Here is a 17,543-nt window from a genome sequence, read left to right as displayed (position 1 = left end):
TGCGGCGCCCCGTGGGGATCATGCAACAGATGTGGAGGATGTGTGTGCAAGTGGTTGGCGATGCATGGACGTTCCCACCGAATCGGGACGCCGTGCCGTCCCAGCCGCTCTCCTGTGGAGGAGCGGCACCCGGAACCATGAGGGGGCTCCGGGTGCCGTGCCGCGGCGGGCCGCTGACCCCACAGGTCAGGGCGGATGTCGAAGGGACCCGGCCGCGGGGACGGGGGTGGGTCAGCCCAGGCGCCGGACCAGCGCGCGGTACTCGTCCCACAGTTCCTTCGGCGTGTGGTCACCGAAGGTGTTGAGGTGGTCGGGGATCAGCGCGGCCTCCTCGCGCCAGACCTCCTTGTCCACGGTGAGCAGGAAGTCGAGGTCGGACTCGGAGAGGTCCAGCCCCTCGGTGTCCAGGGACCCCTTGGCCGGCAGGATGCCGATCGGCGTCTCCACACCCTCGGCCCTGCCCTCCAGGCGCTCCACGATCCACTTGAGCACGCGGCTGTTCTCGCCGAAGCCGGGCCAGACGAACGTGCCGGCCTCGTTCTTGCGGAACCAGTTCACGTAGTAGATCTTCGGGAGCTTCGACTGGTCCGGCTTGTCGGCGCCGACCTCGACCCAGTGCTTCATGTAGTCGCCCATGTTGTAGCCGCAGAACGGCAGCATGGCGAACGGGTCGCGGCGCAGCTCGCCGACCTTGCCCTCGGCGGCTGCGGTCTTCTCCGAGGCGACGTTGGCCCCCAGGAACACACCGTGCTGCCAGGTGAAGGACTCGGTGACCAGCGGGACCGCGGAGGCGCGGCGGCCACCGAAGAGGATCGCCGAGATCGGCACGCCCTTCGGGTCCTCCCACTCCGGCGCGATGATCGGGCACTGGCCGGCCGGGACGGTGAAGCGGGCGTTGGGGTGGGCGGCGGGCGTGCCGGACGCGGGGGTCCAGTCGTCGCCCTTCCAGTCCGTGAGGTGCGCGGGGGGCTCCTCGGTCATGCCCTCCCACCACACGTCGCCGTCGTCGGTGAGCGCGACGTTGGTGAAGACGGAGTTGCCCCACAGGGTCTTCATGGCGTTGGCGTTGGTGTGCTCGCCGGTGCCGGGGGCGACACCGAAGAAGCCCGCCTCGGGGTTGATCGCGTACAGCTGGCCGTCCTCCCCGAACCGCATCCAGGCGATGTCGTCGCCGATGGTCTCGACGGTCCAGCCGGGGATGGTGGGCTCCAGCATGGCGAGGTTGGTCTTGCCGCAGGCGCTCGGGAACGCGGCGGCGACGTACCTGCTCGCGCCGCGCGGGGGCGTGAGCTTGAGGATCAGCATGTGCTCGGCGAGCCAGCCCTCGTCCCGGGCCATGACGGAGGCGATGCGCAGGGCGTAGCACTTCTTGCCGAGCAGGGCGTTGCCGCCGTAGCCCGAGCCGTAGGACCAGATCTCGCGGTCCTCGGGGAAGTGGGAGATGTACTTCGTGGTGTTGCAGGGCCACGGGACGTCCGTCTCGCCCTCGGCCAGGGGTGCGCCGAGGGTGTGGACGGCCTTGACGAAGAACCCGTCGGTGCCGAGCTCGTCCAGGACGGCCTGCCCCATGCGCGTCATCGTGCGCATCGAGACGGCGACGTACGCGGAGTCGGTGATCTCGACACCGATCGCGGAGAGCGGCGAGCCGACCGGGCCCATGCAGAACGGGACGACGTACATCGTGCGACCGCGCATGGAGCCGCGGAAGACGCCCTTCTCCCCCGCGAAGATCTCCCGCATCTCGGCGGGCGCCTTCCAGTGGTTGGTGGGGCCCGCGTCCTCCTCCTTCTCGGAGCAGATGAAGGTGCGGTCCTCGACGCGGGCGACGTCGCTCGGGTCGGACGCGGCGTAGTACGAGTTCGGGCGCTTGACCGGGTCGAGCTCGGTGAAGGTGCCCTTGGCCACGAGCTCCTCGCACAGGCGCTCGTACTCGGCCTCGGAACCGTCGCACCAGACCACGCGGTCCGGCTGGGTGAGGGCGGCGATCTCGTCCACCCAGGAGACGAGCTCCTGGTGCCGAGTGGGAACAGTGAGGGGAGCCGCGATGTCTCGCGCCACGATCGCTCCTAGTCGAGAGGGTGTGTTGTCAGGCCCCGTGGGGGCTGCGACCCGGATGCTGACCCCTTCGAATTCCCCTGGCGCTCATCCGGTGCCGACCGCACTCATTTGATCATCCGACCAACGCGCCCATATGTCCAGAGGGCCGCACACGTGAGCATCACCACTCGGATCGGTTACCTACGGAAGCGTAGGTAACATGCCGATATGACTTCTGCCGCCCCCGCGTCCGGACCCGTCGAACTCACCGATCCGGTACCGGTGAAACCGCGGATGCGCGGCTGGCTGCACGCCGGAATGTTCCCCGCGGTGGTCATCGCCGGAGCAGTCCTGCTCACCCTGGCCGACAGCACGCGCGCGCGGGCCGCCTGCGCCGTCTACGTACTCAGCGCCTGCCTGCTGTTCGGCGTCAGCGGCGTCTACCACCGGGGCACCTGGGGCCCGCGCGGCGAGGCGGTGCTGCGCAGGCTCGACCACGCCAACATCTTCCTGATCATCGCGGGCACCTACACGCCGCTGGCCCTCCTGCTGCTGCCGGAGTCCACCAGCCGCCCGCTGCTGTGGGCGATCTGGGGGGCCGCCGCGGCCGGGATCGCCTTCCGCGTCTTCTGGGTCGGTGCCCCGCGCTGGCTCTACACCCCGTGCTACATCGCCATGGGCTGGGCGGCGGTGTTCTTCCTGCCGGACTTCATGCGCGCCGGCGGCGTCGCGGTGCTGGTACTCGTGGTCGTCGGCGGGCTGCTGTACAGCGCGGGAGGCATCATCTACGGCCTCAAGCGCCCGAACCCGTCACCGGCCTGGTTCGGCTTCCACGAGGTCTTCCACTCTCTGACACTGGCGGCGTTCATCGCGCACTACGTCGGCATCTGCCTGGTCGTCGACCGGCACTGATCCACCCGGGCACGTACGGCGGGGGGCCCGGCCGCGGCCGGGCCCCCCGGCCGTACGTGCCCGGGTCAGCCGCCCAGCTTCCCGGCCAGCTCCCCCGCGTCCGTCGTCGGGGCGTCGCACACGAAGTGCCGGCAGACGTACGCCGTCGGCACACCGCCCATCAGCGGCCGGTCCACCAGGAGCGGGAACTCGGTACCCGCGTCCGGCCCCTCGCCCACCGCGACGACCGCGCCGGGCGCCCGTCCCAGCAGGGCCGCCCGGTGCAGTTCCCCGGAGACCGGGCCGGCCACCGCGACCTCGCGCGGACCGTCGAGCAGCGCCTCGGCGACGGCCAGTCCCCAGCCGATGAACCTGGGCGCCTTGGGGCCGAGCGCCCCGACGATCCCGAGGGCGCCCTCAGCGGCCGTGCGGTGCGCCTCGGAGCCGGTGTGCGCGGCGTAGGAGAGCAGCGCTCCGGCGGCGGCGGTCCAGCCGGCCGGGGTGGCGCTGTCGGTGGGGTCCTGAGGGCGTCGGATCAGCCGCTCCGCGTCGTCGGCGGTGTCGAACAGCTGTCCGCCCTCACCGGTGAAGCGCTCCAGCACGATGTCCAGCAGGAAGCCCGCGAACTCCAGCCAGGCCCCCTCGCCGGTGACGGAGGCCAGTGCGAGGAACCCCTCCGCGACATCGCCGTAGTCCTCCAGGACCCCGGCGTTGTCCCCGGCGCGGCCGTCCCTCGACGTGCGGCAGAGCCGGGCCACGTCACCCATGTGCACCCGCACCAGCAGGTCAGCGGCCTCGGTGGCCCGTTCGACGAGATCCGGGCGGTCGAAGTAGGCCCCGGTCTCGGCGAGCGCGGCGATCGCCAGCCCGTTCCAGGCGGCGACGATCTTGTCGTCGCGTTCGGGGCGTACCCGCAGCTCGCGCGCCGCGAGCAGCCGGGCCCGCACGTCGGCGACCCGGGCTGCGCCGGCCTCCTCCGCGTCACCGGGCCACGCCGCCCGCAGGACCGAGGACCCCTCCTCGAAGGTGCCCTCCTCGGTCACCCCGAAGTACTCCGCGGCGAAGGCCGCGTCCTCCTCACCGAGCACCTCGCGCAGCTGCGCGGGCGTCCACACGTAGAAGGCGCCCTCGACGTGGCGCCCCTGCGCGTCCTCGCTGTCGGCGTCCAGCGCCGAGGCGAAGCCGCCCTCGGTGGTCCGCAGCTCACGCACCATGAAGTCGGCCGTCTCCAGGGCGACCCTGCGGGCCAGATCCGACCCGGTGGCCCGCCACAGGTGGGCGTACACACGGCACAGCAGGGCGTTGTCGTAGAGCATCTTCTCGAAGTGCGGGACGACCCACTCGCGGTCCACCGAGTAGCGCGCGAAGCCGCCGCCGAGCTGGTCGTAGATCCCGCCGCGCGCCATGGCCGCACAGCTGTCGGCGGCCATCTGCAGGGCGCCCTCGGCACCCGTACGGGCGTGGTGGCGCAGCAGGAACTCGATGACCATGGACGGCGGGAACTTGGGCGCGCCGCCGAAACCGCCGTGCTTCTCGTCGTAGTCGCGGGTCAGCCGCAGCAGGGCCTGCGCCAGCTCCACCTCACCCGGCAGGCCCCCCTCCCCGGCGGTCAGGGACCGGCCCGCCAGATCGCGGACGATGCGCCCGGCCACCTCCGCGACCTCATCGCGCCGGTCGGACCAGGCGGCCACCACTCCTTCGAGCACCTGCCGGAAGGAGGGCATGCCGTGGCGGGGCTCCGGCGGGAAGTACGTGCCGAAGTAGAAGGGCTCGGCGTCGGCCGTCAGGAAGACGGTCATCGGCCAGCCGCCCTGGCCCGTCGCGGCCTGCACGGCCTCCATGTACACGGCGTCGACGTCGGGCCGTTCCTCGCGGTCGACCTTCACCGGCACGAAGTGGGCGTTGAGGTAGTCGGCGGTGGCCGTGTCCTCGAAGGACTCGTGGGCCATCACATGGCACCAGTGGCAGCTGGCGTAGCCGACGCTGAGCAGCACGGGTACGCCACGGCGCCGGGCCTCCTCGAACGCCTCCGGCGACCACGGCCACCAGTCGACGGGGTTCTCAGCATGCTGAAGCAGATAAGGCGAGGTCACACCAGCCAGCCGGTTCATACGGCCCAGCCTCTCACAGGGCCCGGCCCTGACGCGGGGAGCGCGCGGGGTCCGGACCGGGCGGCCAGGCGTCGCGGACAGCGGGGCCGCGGAACTCCTCGCAGGAGGTGCTCCGCGCGAACCGGCCGCCGCCGCCCCGGTCCTCGCGCGCCCCGCTCTCTCGCGCTGACGGGCCGTACGCAGGACACTGGACGCCTGTGACGGCCGGACGGGTCGCAGTCGCCGGAACCTGGGGGGACGCATGCGGGACAGCCATCGGGCGGAAGCCGAACGGCTGTTGGTACGTGCCGTGGAGGAAGAGGCACGGCGGACAGGAGGCCGGACGGACTCCGGCGCGCTGCTGGCGCGGGCGCGGGGCGCGCTCGACACGATGGCGGCGGGCGTGGCCGACGAGTACGCCGCCTACACCCGCGCACTGGACGCCGCGGAAGCCGGTCGGCAGCCGCTGTCCGCGCGGTTCAGCAGGGCGAACCTGGGAACACCCCTGCTGGTGACGGCCGTTGCCGCCGCGTCGGCGTTCGGTGCGGACCTGGCGCTCGGCACCGCGTCCGGTCTCGCCCTGGGCGCGGGCGCGGTCGTCGCCGTCGCGGGGACGACGACGACGGTGGCCCGGGTGGCCGCCGCGCACTGGCCCGCCGCCCATCGCAGGGCCGGCGAACGGAACCAGCCCGGCGGCCCGGAACAGTTGCGGCTGGAGTGGCTGACGGCCCTGGAGGTACGGGGCATCCGCCCGTTCCTCGACCAGCAGCGCATGCTGACTGCCTCCGCTCGCCCGGCGAGGAAGGCGGGCACGTCCGTGGTGGCGCAGTCGCGCGGTGGTGACCGCAGTGCCGCCGCACGCACCCGCGCGCTCCTCGAGCAGTCCTTCGGCCATCTGCCCGCGGTGGACGGCCCGTTCGCCGGCCGCCGTGGCGAACTGGCGCGGATCGCCCGGTGGGTGCACGCCGCGCGCGCCGCGACGGAGACCCGGCCGACCGTCGTCGTGCTGCACGGGCCCCCGGGGTCCGGGCGCACCGCACTCGCCGTACGGGCGGCGCACGCGCTCAAGGACCAGTTCCGCGGGGCGTGCGTGGTCGACCTGCGGGGCGACGTCGCCGGCGAGGCCCCGCTGCCGACGCGGGACGCCCTGCTGCACCTGCTCAACCGGCTGGGGGCGCCGCGCGAACAGCTCCTCTTCCGGGAGAGGTCATCCGCCGAACAGCACGTACGCCGGCTGGGCGAGCTCTACCACCAGCACCTGACGGGAACGCCCGTCGCGGTCGTCCTGGACGACGCGACCGACGCCGCCCAAGTGCGCACGCTCGTTCCCGAGCGCTCCGACAGCCTCGTCCTCGTCACCTCCCGTGAGCCCCTCGAACTGCCCGGCGACCTCCCGGCGAGGGTGTACCACCTGCCCGTCGGCGCTCTGGACGCCGCGGGCGCCGAGGAGCTGCTGCGCGAGTCGGCCTCCGACGAGGAAGCCGGTCCCTACGACCACCCGTCGACGGACACCGTCGTCGAGCTGTGCGGCGGGCTGCCGCTGGCGCTGCGCGTCGCGGGCTCGTCCCTCGGCGCCCGCACCCGGGCCGAGCTGGCGGCGGCCCTCGGGGCGTACGGTCCCGTCGCGCCCGTCGAGCGTGCCCTGTGGCTGCGCTACACGGACCAGCCCGAGGCGGCCCGCCGGCTGCTGCGGCGCCTGGCCCTGGCCGGCCGGGCCAGCCTCGGGGCCGCCGCGGCGGCGTCGCTGCTCTCCTGCGACGAGCAGGAGGCCGGCCGCCTGCTGGAGGCCCTGGCCGGGGCCGGGCTCCTGGTCCACGTGCGGGGGGCCCGCTACCGGCTGCACGACCTCGTGCGGGACTTCGCCCTGGCGAGACTGCTCGACGAGGAACCGGCGGCCGACCGTACGGCCGCGCAGGAACGCCTCGTCCAGAACTACGCGGAGCTCGCCGACGCGGTGATCCGCATGGTGGACGGCAAGATGTCCACCCGCGCCGGGCAGTTCGGCTCGCACGGCTTCAGCTCACTGGACGCCGCCCTGCGGTGGCTGGACGACGAGTCGAGCTTCATCACGTCGGCGCTGCGGCACGCGGAGGGTGTCGACCAGCGGGCGGTGCTCCACCTGCTGGGCGCCCTGTGCGACTACTGCCTGCTGCGCGGTGACCTCTACCGGCTCGGCGAGATCAGCGAGCTGACGCAGGCCGTCGACCAGGGGCTCCTGGAGCGCTCGGTCCAGTGGCGCACGGGCATCGCCGCCCGGCAGCTCGGGGAGCTCGACAAGGCCCGCACCACCCTGTCCGCCGTCGTCGGCCTCTACCAGGAGGCGCACAACGACGCCGGAGCGGCCCTCGCGCTCTGCTCGCTCGGCATCACGCTGCACCACCAGGGCAACCTGACCGAGGCCTCGGCGCGGCTGCGGGAGGCCCTCGCCCTGCAGGCCTCGCCGGAACAGGCCGAGGACCGCGCCTGGTCCCTGCACGCCCTGGCCGCCGTCGAACGCGACCGGGCCGGTCTGGCCGAGGCCCTGACCCTGCTGGACACCGCGCTCGCCCTGCACCGCGAGGGCGAGTCGCTGCACGGTGAGGCCTGGACGCACTTTCAGCTCGGTCAGGTCTGCCTGCGGATGGGCGAGGTCGCGAGGGCCGAGGAGGAACTGTCCACCGCGCTGGACCTGTACGGCCGCACCCGGGACGAGCGCGGGGAGGCGTGGGCCCTGACGCAGCTGGCGCGGGCCCGCCTGATGGACGGTGACCCCGCCCCGGCGGTGGAGGAGCTGCGCGGGGCACTCGCCCGGCACCGGGGCAACGAGGACGCGCGCGGCGAGGCGTGGACGCGGTACTACCTCGGGCAGGCGCTGGAGGAGGACGGCGACACCGACCAGGCGGTGCGGGAGCTGGAGCGGGCCCGCACGATGTTCTCCCGGATGCGTGACGTGTACGGGCTGGCGTGCGCCCGCCACCACTCGGGGCGCGTCACCCGCGACCAGCGGGCGGCGCAGACGGGGAACCTGCGCAACTCCGGCTTCGCACGGCAGCTCCTGGTGGACGCCCGTGCGGACTTCCGGCGGATCGGAGTGGCCCACGGCGAGGCCTGGACCTGCCTGGAGCTGGCCCTCATCGACGGCGGCAACAACCGTGCGGCGCAGGCGCTGGAACTCTGCGGCGAGGCCGTCGCCCTGTTCGCCTCGTACGGCGACGCCCGGGGCGGCGACTGGGCGGCGTTCCTGCGGTGCACGCTGCTGCCGTACGCCTCGCCCGGCGGCAGCGAGGTGGGCACGGCGGTGGCCCAGCAGGAACTCGCGGACCTGCTGGAGGCCGCCCACCCGCTGCGGGACGCCCACCTGGAGGACTGCGCGGAGGCCTTCCGGGTGGTCCTGGGACGCGGTGTGGACCTGGACGACGGCTGGCAGGCCTGGCGCCTCGGCCTGACGCCGTCCCGGCACGCCCGCGAGGTGATGGGGGTGCCGGTGGGCGTGCGGCCCTGACGGGGCCCCGGGCCGGGCCGGCCGCCCGGCCCGCCGCGTCAGCCCCTGTCCGGGGCCTTCGCCTTTGCCTTCGCCGGGCCGGAGGTGGCCGCCTCCCCGTCGGTGCCCGCGGGCTCCGCCGTCGGGTCGGGGGCCTCCTCGAAGTTCACCCGGCCCATGTGGCGGTTCATCGACTTCATCAGGAACCACACTCCGACGGCGAGCGCCGCGAAGACGAGGAAGCCGAGGACGCCGGGAGTCACCTTGTTCTTGTCGAGCTCGTCGGCGGCGAGCGGAACGAGCTGCGTCAGTGCCTGGGTCGCGTACATATCAGGCATTGTCGCGGATGCCCGCGAAGAGGTCGTCCTCGGGGAGGGAGGTAGCGACGAGGGACTTCGCGAGCTCGTACTCCTCGGTCGGCCAGACCTCCCGCTGGACGTCCATCGGCACCCGGAACCAGCCGCCGTCCGGATCGATCTGCGTCGCGTGCGCGATCAGCGCCTTGTCGCGGATCTCGAAGAACTCGTCGCACGGGATGTGCGTGGTCAGCGTGCGTTCGGCGCGCTCGAACTCCTTCCAGCGCTCCAGCCAGTCGCCGTACGGGGACTCCAGCCCGCGGGCGAGGAGGGCCTCGTGCAGGGCGACCGTCCGCGGCTTGTTGAAGCCCTGGTTGTAGTAGAGCTTCTGCGGCTGGAAGGCCGGGCCGAACTCCGCCTCGGGGAACCTCTCGGTGTCCCCGGCGCCGTCGAACGCGATCATCGAGATCGTGTGGGTCTTGATGTGGTCGGGGTGCGGGTACCCGCCGTTCTCGTCGTAGGTGGTGATCACCTGCGGCCTGAACGCGCGGATCTTCGCGACGAGGCGCCCCGCCGCCGTCTCGTCGTCCTCCAGTGCGAAGCAGCCGTCGGGCAGCGGCGGCAGGGGGTCGCCCTCGGGCAGGCCCGAGTCGACGAAACCGAGCCACTCCTGCTTGACGCCCAGGATCTCGCGGGCCTCGTCCATCTCCTTGCGGCGCACCTCGTGGATGTTCGCCTCGATGTACGCGTCCCCCTGGAGCTTCGGGTTCAGGATGGATCCCCGCTCGCCCCCTGTGCAGGTGACGACCAGGACGTCCACCCCCTCGGACACGTACTTGGCCATGGTGGCCGCGCCCTTGCTCGACTCGTCGTCGGGGTGGGCGTGAACGGCCATCAGTCGCAGCTGCTCGGTCAAGACTCGGTCCTCAGTGATTGGTCGCGTCGGTCGGCTTCTATAGTGACTGAACCGGGGGGTGGAAAATTCCTCGATCTCCGTCACGGGAGGAACGATCATGGCAGCGGTGCGCGAGGCCTTGCCCGAGGGGCGCTACGGCCGGTCGCGGGACCAGCGCGCGGACCGCAGGCTGAGGATCATCGGCGCGGTGCTGGGTGCGGCCTTCCTCGCCATGATCGGCTGGTTCGGTTACGACTACGTGGCCGGCCAGGACATCAGCGCCGAAGTCATCAAGTCGCGGATCGCCTCGGACGCCCGCGCGGAGGCCCACCTCGAGGTCCGCAAGGAACGGGACGCCGAGGGCCACTGCACGCTCCGCGCCCTGAGCGAGGACGGCGGCGAGGTCGGGCGGGCGGACTTCAGGTTCGACGAGCGCTCCGAGCGGATCGACGAGGTCGTCTCCCTGCGCACCACCTCCAGGGCGACGGCGGTGGAACTGAAGGGGTGCGCCGCGGGCGGCTGACCGCTTGGGGGCGCGCGCCGCGCCGGACGCCCGCTCTCCCGCCCCGACCTGCGCGGACGCGCGTGTGATGATTTACCTTCTCCCCCTTTTCGCGCGGAATTGTTAGGCTCGTTGTTTCGCCCACCCGTGGCAGCGCATGCTTGGGGTAGGGCGTTGCTTTGTATTCCCAGCACCGACGAGGAGCACCCTGTGACCCAGACCAGCGATAACGTCACCTGGCTCACGCCGGAGGCGTACAACCAGCTGAAGGCGGAGCTGGAGTACCTGTCTGGTCCCGCGCGCACGGAGATCTCCGTCAAGATCGCGGCGGCCCGCGAGGAGGGTGACCTCCGCGAGAACGGCGGGTACCACGCGGCCAAGGAGGAGCAGGGCAAGATGGAGCTCCGGGTCCGTCAGCTGACCCAGCTCCTGGAGCACGCGAAGGTCGGCGAGGCACCTGCCGACGACGGCGTGGTCGAGCCCGGCATGGTCGTGACCATCGCCTTCGACGGCGACCCGGACGACACGGTCACCTTCCTGCTCGCCTCCCGTGAGTACGCGAGCACCGACATCGAGACGTACTCCCCCCAGTCACCGCTCGGCACGGGCGTGAACGGCAAGCGGGTGGGCGACGACGCGGAGTACGAGCTGCCGAACGGCAAGAAGGCAACGGTGAGGATCGTCTCGGCGAAGCCGTACCAGGGCTGACCCCCCACAGCACCGCGAGAGCCCCGGCCGCACGTGCGGCCGGGGCTCTCGCGTCGCGCGGGGTCAGGCGGTGGCCGAGCGGTACCTGCGGACCGCCAGGGTGCGGAAGACCACGATGATCAGGACCGACCAGATGACCGAGGCGAGGATCGGGTGCCGCATCGGCCAGGCGTCCGGGGTGACGAAGCCCGGCGGCACGTTACCGAACAGCTCGCGGCAGGCCGCCACGGTCGCGCTGAACGGGTTCCATTCCGCGATGTGGCGCAGGACGGTCGGCATCTGGTTGGCGTCCACGAAGGCGTTCGAGATGAAGGTCAGCGGGAAGAGCCAGATCAGACCGCCCGACGTGGCCGCCTCCGGGGTGCGCACGACGAGGCCGATCAGCGCGCCGATCCAGGAGAACGCGTAACCGAGCAGGAGCAGCAGCAGGAAGCCGAGCAGCACCTTGCCGAGGTTCTCGTGGGTCCGCCAGCCGATGATCAGTGCCACCCCGGCGAGTACGACGAGGGTGAGCGCGGTCTGCACGAGGTCGGCGAGGGTGCGTCCGGTGAGGACGGCGCCCCGGGCCATCGGCAGTGACCTGAAGCGGTCGATCAGCCCCTTGTGCATGTCGTCCGCGATGCCCGCTCCGGCGCCGGCGGTGGCGAAGGTGACGGTCTGGGCGAAGATCCCGGCCATCAGGAACTCCTTGTAGGCCGTGGGCGAGAGGGAGCTGCCCACCTTGATGGATCCGCCGAACACGTAGGTGAACAGCACCACGAACATGATGGGCTGCACCAGACCGAAGATCACCATTTCGGGGATCCTGGCCATGCGGATCAGGTTGCGCCTGGCGACGACCAGGGAGTCGGCCACCGACCGGCTGATCGCCCCACGCGAGGTGAGCGGTGCCAGGTCCCGCGCTTCTGTGACGGCACTCACTTCCCGTCCTCCTTCCGGCTCTGTGCGGCGTCGGTCGATGGGTCCCCGCCGTTCCTCCCGATCTCGGCGGCATGGCCGGTGAGCGAGATGAAGACGTCGTCGAGGGTGGGGCGGCGCAGCCCGATGTCGTCGATCTCCACGCCCTGGGTGTCGAGGTCGCGGATCACCTCGGCGAGCAGCTTGGCCCCGCCGGTGACCGGGACGGTCAGCTTGCGGGTGTGCTCGGCGACGGAGATCTCTCCCTTGCCGTACCTGGCGAGCACCGAGCGGGCGGGGTCGATCTGGTCGGGCTGGTGGACGACGACCTCGACGCGCTCACCACCGGTGCGGGCCTTGAGCTGGTCGGAGGTGCCGCGGGCGATGACCTTGCCGTGGTCGATGACGCAGATGTCGTGGGCGAGGTGGTCGGCCTCCTCCAGGTACTGCGTGGTCAGCAGCAGTGTCGTCCCACCCGCCACGAGTTCCTCGATGACCTCCCACAGCTGCTGCCGGTTGCGCGGGTCGAGTCCGGTGGTGGGCTCGTCCATGAACATCACCGGCGGGGAGACGACGAGCGCCGCCGCCAGGTCGAGGCGGCGGCGCATGCCCCCTGAGTACGTCTTCGCGGTGCGGTCGGCCGCTTCGGCGAGGTTGAACTTCTCCAGGAGCTCCCCGGCCCGCTTCTTCGCGTCGCGCGCCCTCATCTGGTAGAGCTGCCCGACCATCTGGAGGTTCTCGCGGCCCGTGAGGTACTCGTCGACGGCAGCGAACTGGCCGGAGAGGCCGATCGAGCGGCGTACCTCGTCGGGGTGCTTCAGGACGTCGATGCCCGCCACGACGGCCCGCCCGCTGTCCGGCCGGAGCAGGGTGGTCAGCACCCGGACGGCTGTCGTCTTGCCGGCGCCGTTGGGCCCCAGCAGGCCGAGGACGGTGCCTTCGGGCACGTCGAGATCGACGCCGCCCAGTGCTCGTACATCGCCGAAGGTCTTCACCAGGCCTTCGGCGTAGATGGCGCCTGGCATAAAGGAGTCCCCCAGTTGCTTTCGCGTGAGTTCCTGAGCGGATCGTAGAGTTTCCGGCCCCTCGGCGGCGGGAGGACCGGATTGTTCGGCGGTGCACCGTAACGCGGCGGGTGGCGGCCGACAACGGGATTTCGCCGGGTCGACGGCCGTTCAGGACCTCACGAGGTAGCCCGCGGCCCGCAGCGCGGAGGCGACCTCCTCGCAGTGTTCCGGCCCCTTGGTCTCCAGGTGGAGTTCCACCTCCGCCTCGGTGAGTCCGAGCCTCGGATCGGTCCGCACGTGGCTGATGTCGAGCACGTTGGCGTCGGCGACGGAGAGGGTGGCGAGCATGGCGGCCAGCGCCCCGGGCCGGTCGGTGAGCCGCAGCCGCAGGCTGAGGTAGCGGCCCGCCGCGACCATGCCGTGCGTCAGGACGCGCCGCATCAGCAGGGGGTCCACGTTGCCGCCCGACAGTACGGCCACGACGGGGCCCCGGAAGGACTCCGGATCGCTCAGCAGCGCCGCGACGGGGCTCGCCCCCGCCGGCTCGACGACCATCTTCGCCCGCTCCAGGCACAGCAGCAGGGCGCTGGACAGCTCGTCCTCGGAGACCGTGCGGATCTCGTCCACCAGCTCCTGGACCAGCGGGAACGTGAGGTCGCCGGGGCGCCCCACCTTGATCCCGTCGGCCATGGTGTGCACCTGGTCGAGCACCACCGGATGCCCGGCGGACAGCGAGGGCGGGAAGGCCGCCGCGCCCGCCGCCTGCACACCGACCACCCGGACGTCGGGACGCAGCGCCTTCACCGCGACCGCGATCCCCGCGGCGAGACCCCCGCCGCCGATACCGACGACGATCGTGCGGACCTCCGGGCACTGTTCGAGGATCTCCAGGCCGACGGTGCCCTGCCCCGCGATGATGTCCGGGTGGTCGAAGGGGTGGATGAACACGGCGCCGGTCTCCTCCGCGTACTCCTGCGCGGCTGCCAGCGTCTCGTCGACGACCTGGCCCTGGAGCCGGACCTCGGCCCCGTAGTCCCGGGTGGCGGCGACCTTCGGCAGGGGAGCGCCCACGGGCATGAAGACCGTCGAGCGTACGCCGAGCAACGACGAGGCGAGTGCGACACCCTGCGCATGGTTTCCGGCACTCGCGGCCACCACTCCGGACGCCCGTTCGACGGGGCTCAGGCCGGCGATCCGCACGTACGCCCCGCGCAGCTTGAACGAGCCGGTGCGCTGGAGGTTCTCGCACTTGAGATGGACCGGCGCCCCGACGAGGGCACTGAGATGGCGGCTGCCCTCCATCCCGGTCGTTCTCGCCACCCCGGACAGCATCTTCTGCGCTCCTCGGACGTCGTCGAGGATCAGCGGAGGAAAGGGGCCTGACGTACGGAAGGTCATGACAGCAAGTCTTGCAGCTCGGAGCGGTCGCAGCCGTCGCATCTCATGGCGGCCTGCGGTGGTGTCCACAGGTTTGTGCAGCGCTGGTACACGTTGCCCCGTGGCCGCGTACTCTGTCCCCCACCCATCCGACACCGCACGAAGAGAGCCCCCGGCCATGCCCCCTCAGGACATGACGACTGCTGCGTCTCCTTCCGGGGGCGCGACCCCCGGACATCCGGGAACGGACCACCTGCTCGACGCACTCCAGCACCAGGTGGCCGTCTTCGCCCGCCGCGCCGAGCAGACCCGCCTCGGCGGTGTCGGCCAGGTCCGCAACTCGATGGACCGGGCGGCCTACCTGCTGCTCAACCGGCTCGACGTGGAAGGCCCCATGGGCGTCAAGGCGCTGGCCGCGGGCATGGGGATCGACTCCTCGACCGTGACCCGTCAGGTCGCGCCACTCGTCGACACCGGCCTGGTCAAGCGCACCTCCCACCCGGAGGACGGGCGCGCCGTCGTGCTCCAGCTGTCACCGCGCGGCCAGGCCCGTCTCGAGGAGGTCCGCGCCTCCCGGCGTGAGCTGATGTCCCAGGTGACCGACGGCTGGAGCGAGGAGGAGCGCGACACGTTCTGCGCCCTGCTGACCCGCTTCAACGGTTCGCTGGCGGCCCGGCAGGCGGCGTACCAGCCGGCCCCGGAGAACTGACGGCCGTTCCCGGGGCCGCGGCCGATCCGGAACTACCCTGGAAGGGCCTGCACTCGCGAACCGAGGAGGCCGTCATGACACGGAAGACCGCCGACTGCCGTAGGTATCCGAGCGTCTCGGACTGCACGCTCACCATGTCCGGTGAGGAGGACGAAGTCGTCCGGGCCGCCGCCGAGCACGCCGTCTCGGTCCACGGGCACACGGACGGCCCGGAGCTGCGCGAACAGGTCCGGGCCTCCCTCGAGGACGAGAAGACCGCCGTCTGAGGTGTGCCACGGTCCGGCGGCCGGGACCGGGTCCCGGCCGCCGGACCTGTGGTCGTCAGCCGAGTGCCTGCGTGAGGTCGGCCAGCAGGTCGTCCGCGTTCTCGATGCCCACGGACAGCCGGACCAGGTCGGCCGGCACCTCCAGCAGCGAACCGGCGGTGGACGCGTGCGTCATCCTGCCGGGGTGCTCGATCAGCGACTCCACACCGCCGAGCGACTCACCGAGCGTGAAGAGCTTCGCGCGGTTGCAGACCTCGACCGCCGCCTCCTCGCCGCCGGCGACCCGGAACGACACCATCCCGCCGAACGCCTTCATCTGCTTGGCGGCGACCTCGTGCCCCGGGTGCTCCGGCAGCCCCGGGTAGAGGACCTGGGTCACCTTGGGGTGCCGGGTCAGCAGGTCGGCGGCCTTCGTGGCGTTCTCGTCGTGACGGTCCATGCGGACCGCGAGGGTCTTGATGCCGCGCAGGACCAGCCACGCGTCGAAGGGCCCGGCCACGGCGCCCATCGCGTTCTGGTGGTACGCCAGTTCCTCGGCCAGCCCGGGGTCGCTGACGACGAGCGCGCCGCCGACGACGTCCGAGTGGCCGCCCATGTACTTCGTGGTGGAGTGCACCACGACGTCGGCGCCGAGCGAGAGCGGCTGCTGCAGGTAGGGGCTGGCGAAGGTGTTGTCCACGACCAGTCGCACGCCGGCCTGGCGGGCCACTCCGGCGACGGCCGCGATGTCGGTGATGCCGAGCAGCGGGTTCGACGGCGTCTCCACCCAGATCGCCTTGGTACGCGGGGTGAGCGCCGCCCGCACCGCGCTCACGTCACAGGTGTCGGCGACCGAGAACTCCACGCCCCAGCGCGAGGCGACCTTCGCGAACAGCCGGAAGGTGCCGCCGTAGGCGTCGTTCGGGATGACCACGTGGTCCCCGGGCGTCAGCAGCGTCCGCAGGAGGCAGTCCTCGGCGGCGAGGCCGGACGCGAAGGCGAGCCCGCGGCGGCCGCCCTCGAGCGCCGCCAGGTTCTCCTCCAGCGCGGTGCGGGTGGGGTTCGCGCTGCGGCTGTACTCGTAGCCGCCGCGCAGCCCGCCGACGCCGTCCTGCTTGTACGTGGACACCTGGTAGATCGGCGGGACCACGGCGCCGGTGAGGGGATCCGCCGTGTTGCCGGCGTGGATCGCAAGGGTCTCGAAGCTGTGCTGGTCGCTCATGGGGCCCGAGCGTAGTTCGTCGGGCGGTGAGTTACAGGCCACTCGCCGCCCGGATACCCGTCCGGGGACAATGGGCCGCATGGAGATTCTCTGGTTCCTGCTCGCCCTGTGCATGCTCGTAGCCGTCGTGGGGCCGGTCATGCTGCGGCGCCGTGGCGGTATCCGCCAGGTCGCCCCCGGTTCGCCCGACGCCGCCGACCCGGACACCTACGGCTTCGCGCGCCAGGAGGAGCTGGACGTCCGGATGCCGGGACCCGACCAGGACCTCCTCGACGTCCTCGAGGTCGTCCAGGGCACGCAGAACTGGAAGGCTGCCTCGCAGCTGCTCGCGGGGACGCCCACGGAGAGCGAGGTCCGCTGGCAGCGGGTCCAGGCGTTCGCCGGCGCCGCTTCCCTGGAGCTGGCCCAGCGACCGGGTGCCGGCGGGGCGTGGCTGAGGACGTGGCGGGCCGAGGCCCCGAAGGACGCCGGCGCGGCGGCGGTGCACGCGGAGTTCCTGGTGCAGCAGGCCTGGCGGACCGGCACCGTGGGCACCGACGACTTCCGGATCATCCTGGAGGAGGCCCGCACGGTCTGCGGCGAGGCCGCCCTGCTCGCCCCGGGCGACCCCGTCCCCTACATCGTGGAGCTGGCCGTCGCCCGTGGACTGGGTTACTCGCACGAGGAGTTCGACCGTCTCTGGGTGAAGATCATCGACCGTGCCCCCGCGCACATGGGCGCGCACATCGCGGCCCTGCACTTCTGGTGCGAGAAGTGGCACGGCTCCCGCGAGGAGGCCGACCGCTTCGCGACGACCGCCGCGGCCCGGGCCCCGCAGGGCTCCCTGCTCGCCGCGCTGCCGCTGTTCGCGGTGTACGAGCATCTGCCCGAGGTCAATCTGGTGCAGGGCTTCTACCAGGGCGCCGTCGTGACGAAGGCGGTCGAGGGCGCGATGTTCGCGGTGCACGCGGCCCGTCCGGACGACCCGGTGCTCGCCCACGTCCGGCACCTGCTGGTCCTCTTCCTGGTCCGCATGGAACGCTGGTCGGAGGCGATGCACCAGCTCGTGCACATCGACGGCCACGTGGGCGCGCTGCCCTGGACGCAGAACCCCGACCCCGCCGCCGAGTACACGGTGTACCGGGCGCTGGCCGTCGCCGGTTACGAGGCGAACGGCGGCAGCCCGGCCACCCTCCTCCACTGACCCGGCACGACCCGCCCCACCGAT

The 17,543-nt window shown here is 72.0% G+C and carries 15 protein-coding genes; 7 read left to right on the top strand and 8 right to left on the bottom strand.

Going from position 1 to position 17,543, the window contains the following annotated elements:
- Positions 1-231 precede the first annotated feature (231 nt).
- Entirely contained in the window at positions 232-2,058 is a 1,827-nt protein-coding gene (locus ACHFIV_RS03385) for a phosphoenolpyruvate carboxykinase (GTP) (protein WP_398963208.1), read from the bottom strand.
- A gap of 207 nt (positions 2,059-2,265) precedes the next feature.
- Between ACHFIV_RS03385 and trhA the strand changes: the two genes are divergently transcribed.
- Positions 2,266-2,949, top strand: coding sequence for a PAQR family membrane homeostasis protein TrhA (trhA, locus tag ACHFIV_RS03380; RefSeq protein ID WP_398963206.1), 684 nt, complete (start codon positions 2,266-2,268; stop codon positions 2,947-2,949).
- 65 nt (positions 2,950-3,014) lie between these two features.
- Here trhA and ACHFIV_RS03375 read toward each other — a convergent pair whose 3' ends face one another.
- A complete protein-coding gene (locus ACHFIV_RS03375; protein WP_398963203.1) occupies positions 3,015-5,039 on the bottom strand; it encodes a thioredoxin domain-containing protein in 2,025 nt (674 codons plus the stop codon).
- 241 nt (positions 5,040-5,280) lie between these two features.
- Here ACHFIV_RS03375 and ACHFIV_RS03370 point away from each other — a divergent pair, with 241 nt between their 5' ends.
- Positions 5,281-8,499, top strand: coding sequence for a tetratricopeptide repeat protein (locus ACHFIV_RS03370; RefSeq protein WP_398963201.1), 3,219 nt, complete (start codon positions 5,281-5,283; stop codon positions 8,497-8,499).
- 38 nt (positions 8,500-8,537) lie between these two features.
- On the opposite strand, the gene ACHFIV_RS03365 is transcribed toward ACHFIV_RS03370, so the two are convergent.
- Together ACHFIV_RS03365 and mca are read right to left on the bottom strand one after the other, a co-directional pair.
- Entirely contained in the window at positions 8,538-8,816 is a 279-nt protein-coding gene (locus ACHFIV_RS03365; RefSeq protein WP_398963198.1) for a hypothetical protein, read from the bottom strand.
- Positions 8,809-9,690: a mycothiol conjugate amidase Mca gene (gene mca / locus ACHFIV_RS03360; RefSeq protein ID WP_398963195.1), complete on the bottom strand. Its 882-nt coding sequence runs from the start codon at positions 9,688-9,690 to the stop codon at positions 8,809-8,811. Before mca ends, ACHFIV_RS03365 begins: the two co-directional genes overlap by 8 nt.
- Before the next feature lie 97 nt (positions 9,691-9,787).
- Here mca and ACHFIV_RS03355 point away from each other — a divergent pair, with 97 nt between their 5' ends.
- Together ACHFIV_RS03355 and greA are read left to right on the top strand one after the other, a co-directional pair.
- Entirely contained in the window at positions 9,788-10,192 is a 405-nt protein-coding gene (locus tag ACHFIV_RS03355; protein ID WP_398963192.1) for a DUF4307 domain-containing protein, read from the top strand.
- A gap of 189 nt (positions 10,193-10,381) precedes the next feature.
- Positions 10,382-10,879 carry a transcription elongation factor GreA gene (gene greA / locus ACHFIV_RS03350; protein WP_383115543.1) on the top strand — a complete coding sequence of 166 codons (498 nt, stop codon included), beginning with the start codon at positions 10,382-10,384 and terminating at the stop codon, positions 10,877-10,879.
- Between the two features lie 63 nt (positions 10,880-10,942).
- On the opposite strand, the gene ACHFIV_RS03345 is transcribed toward greA, so the two are convergent.
- From ACHFIV_RS03345 to ilvA, 3 genes are all read right to left on the bottom strand, one after another.
- Positions 10,943-11,773, bottom strand: a complete 831-nt coding sequence (locus ACHFIV_RS03345; protein WP_398964185.1) for an ABC transporter permease — start codon at positions 11,771-11,773, stop codon at positions 10,943-10,945.
- A 23-nt stretch (positions 11,774-11,796) separates the two neighbouring features.
- Entirely contained in the window at positions 11,797-12,801 is a 1,005-nt protein-coding gene (locus ACHFIV_RS03340) for an ATP-binding cassette domain-containing protein (RefSeq protein ID WP_398963188.1), read from the bottom strand.
- Between the two features lie 150 nt (positions 12,802-12,951).
- Entirely contained in the window at positions 12,952-14,181 is a 1,230-nt protein-coding gene (gene ilvA, locus ACHFIV_RS03335) for a threonine ammonia-lyase (RefSeq protein ID WP_398963185.1), read from the bottom strand.
- Between the two features lie 157 nt (positions 14,182-14,338).
- Here ilvA and ACHFIV_RS03330 point away from each other — a divergent pair, with 157 nt between their 5' ends.
- Together ACHFIV_RS03330 and ACHFIV_RS03325 are read left to right on the top strand one after the other, a co-directional pair.
- A complete protein-coding gene (locus ACHFIV_RS03330; protein ID WP_398963182.1) occupies positions 14,339-14,869 on the top strand; it encodes a MarR family winged helix-turn-helix transcriptional regulator in 531 nt (176 codons plus the stop codon).
- 74 nt (positions 14,870-14,943) lie between these two features.
- Positions 14,944-15,135, top strand: a complete 192-nt coding sequence (locus ACHFIV_RS03325) for a DUF1059 domain-containing protein (RefSeq protein ID WP_398963180.1) — start codon at positions 14,944-14,946, stop codon at positions 15,133-15,135.
- A 55-nt stretch (positions 15,136-15,190) separates the two neighbouring features.
- Here the strand turns inward: ACHFIV_RS03325 and ACHFIV_RS03320 are convergent, their stop codons facing one another.
- Complete coding sequence (locus ACHFIV_RS03320; protein ID WP_398963177.1) at positions 15,191-16,336, bottom strand: cystathionine gamma-synthase; 1,146 nt, start codon at positions 16,334-16,336, stop codon at positions 15,191-15,193.
- A 79-nt stretch (positions 16,337-16,415) separates the two neighbouring features.
- Here ACHFIV_RS03320 and ACHFIV_RS03315 point away from each other — a divergent pair, with 79 nt between their 5' ends.
- Entirely contained in the window at positions 16,416-17,519 is a 1,104-nt protein-coding gene (locus tag ACHFIV_RS03315) for a hypothetical protein (protein WP_398963174.1), read from the top strand.
- Positions 17,520-17,543 lie beyond the last annotated feature (24 nt).

Source organism: Streptomyces sp. ALB3 (genome assembly GCF_044385685.1).
Lineage (GTDB): Bacteria > Actinomycetota > Actinomycetes > Streptomycetales > Streptomycetaceae > Streptomyces.
This window is presented reverse-complemented; position numbering and strand designations above follow the sequence as displayed.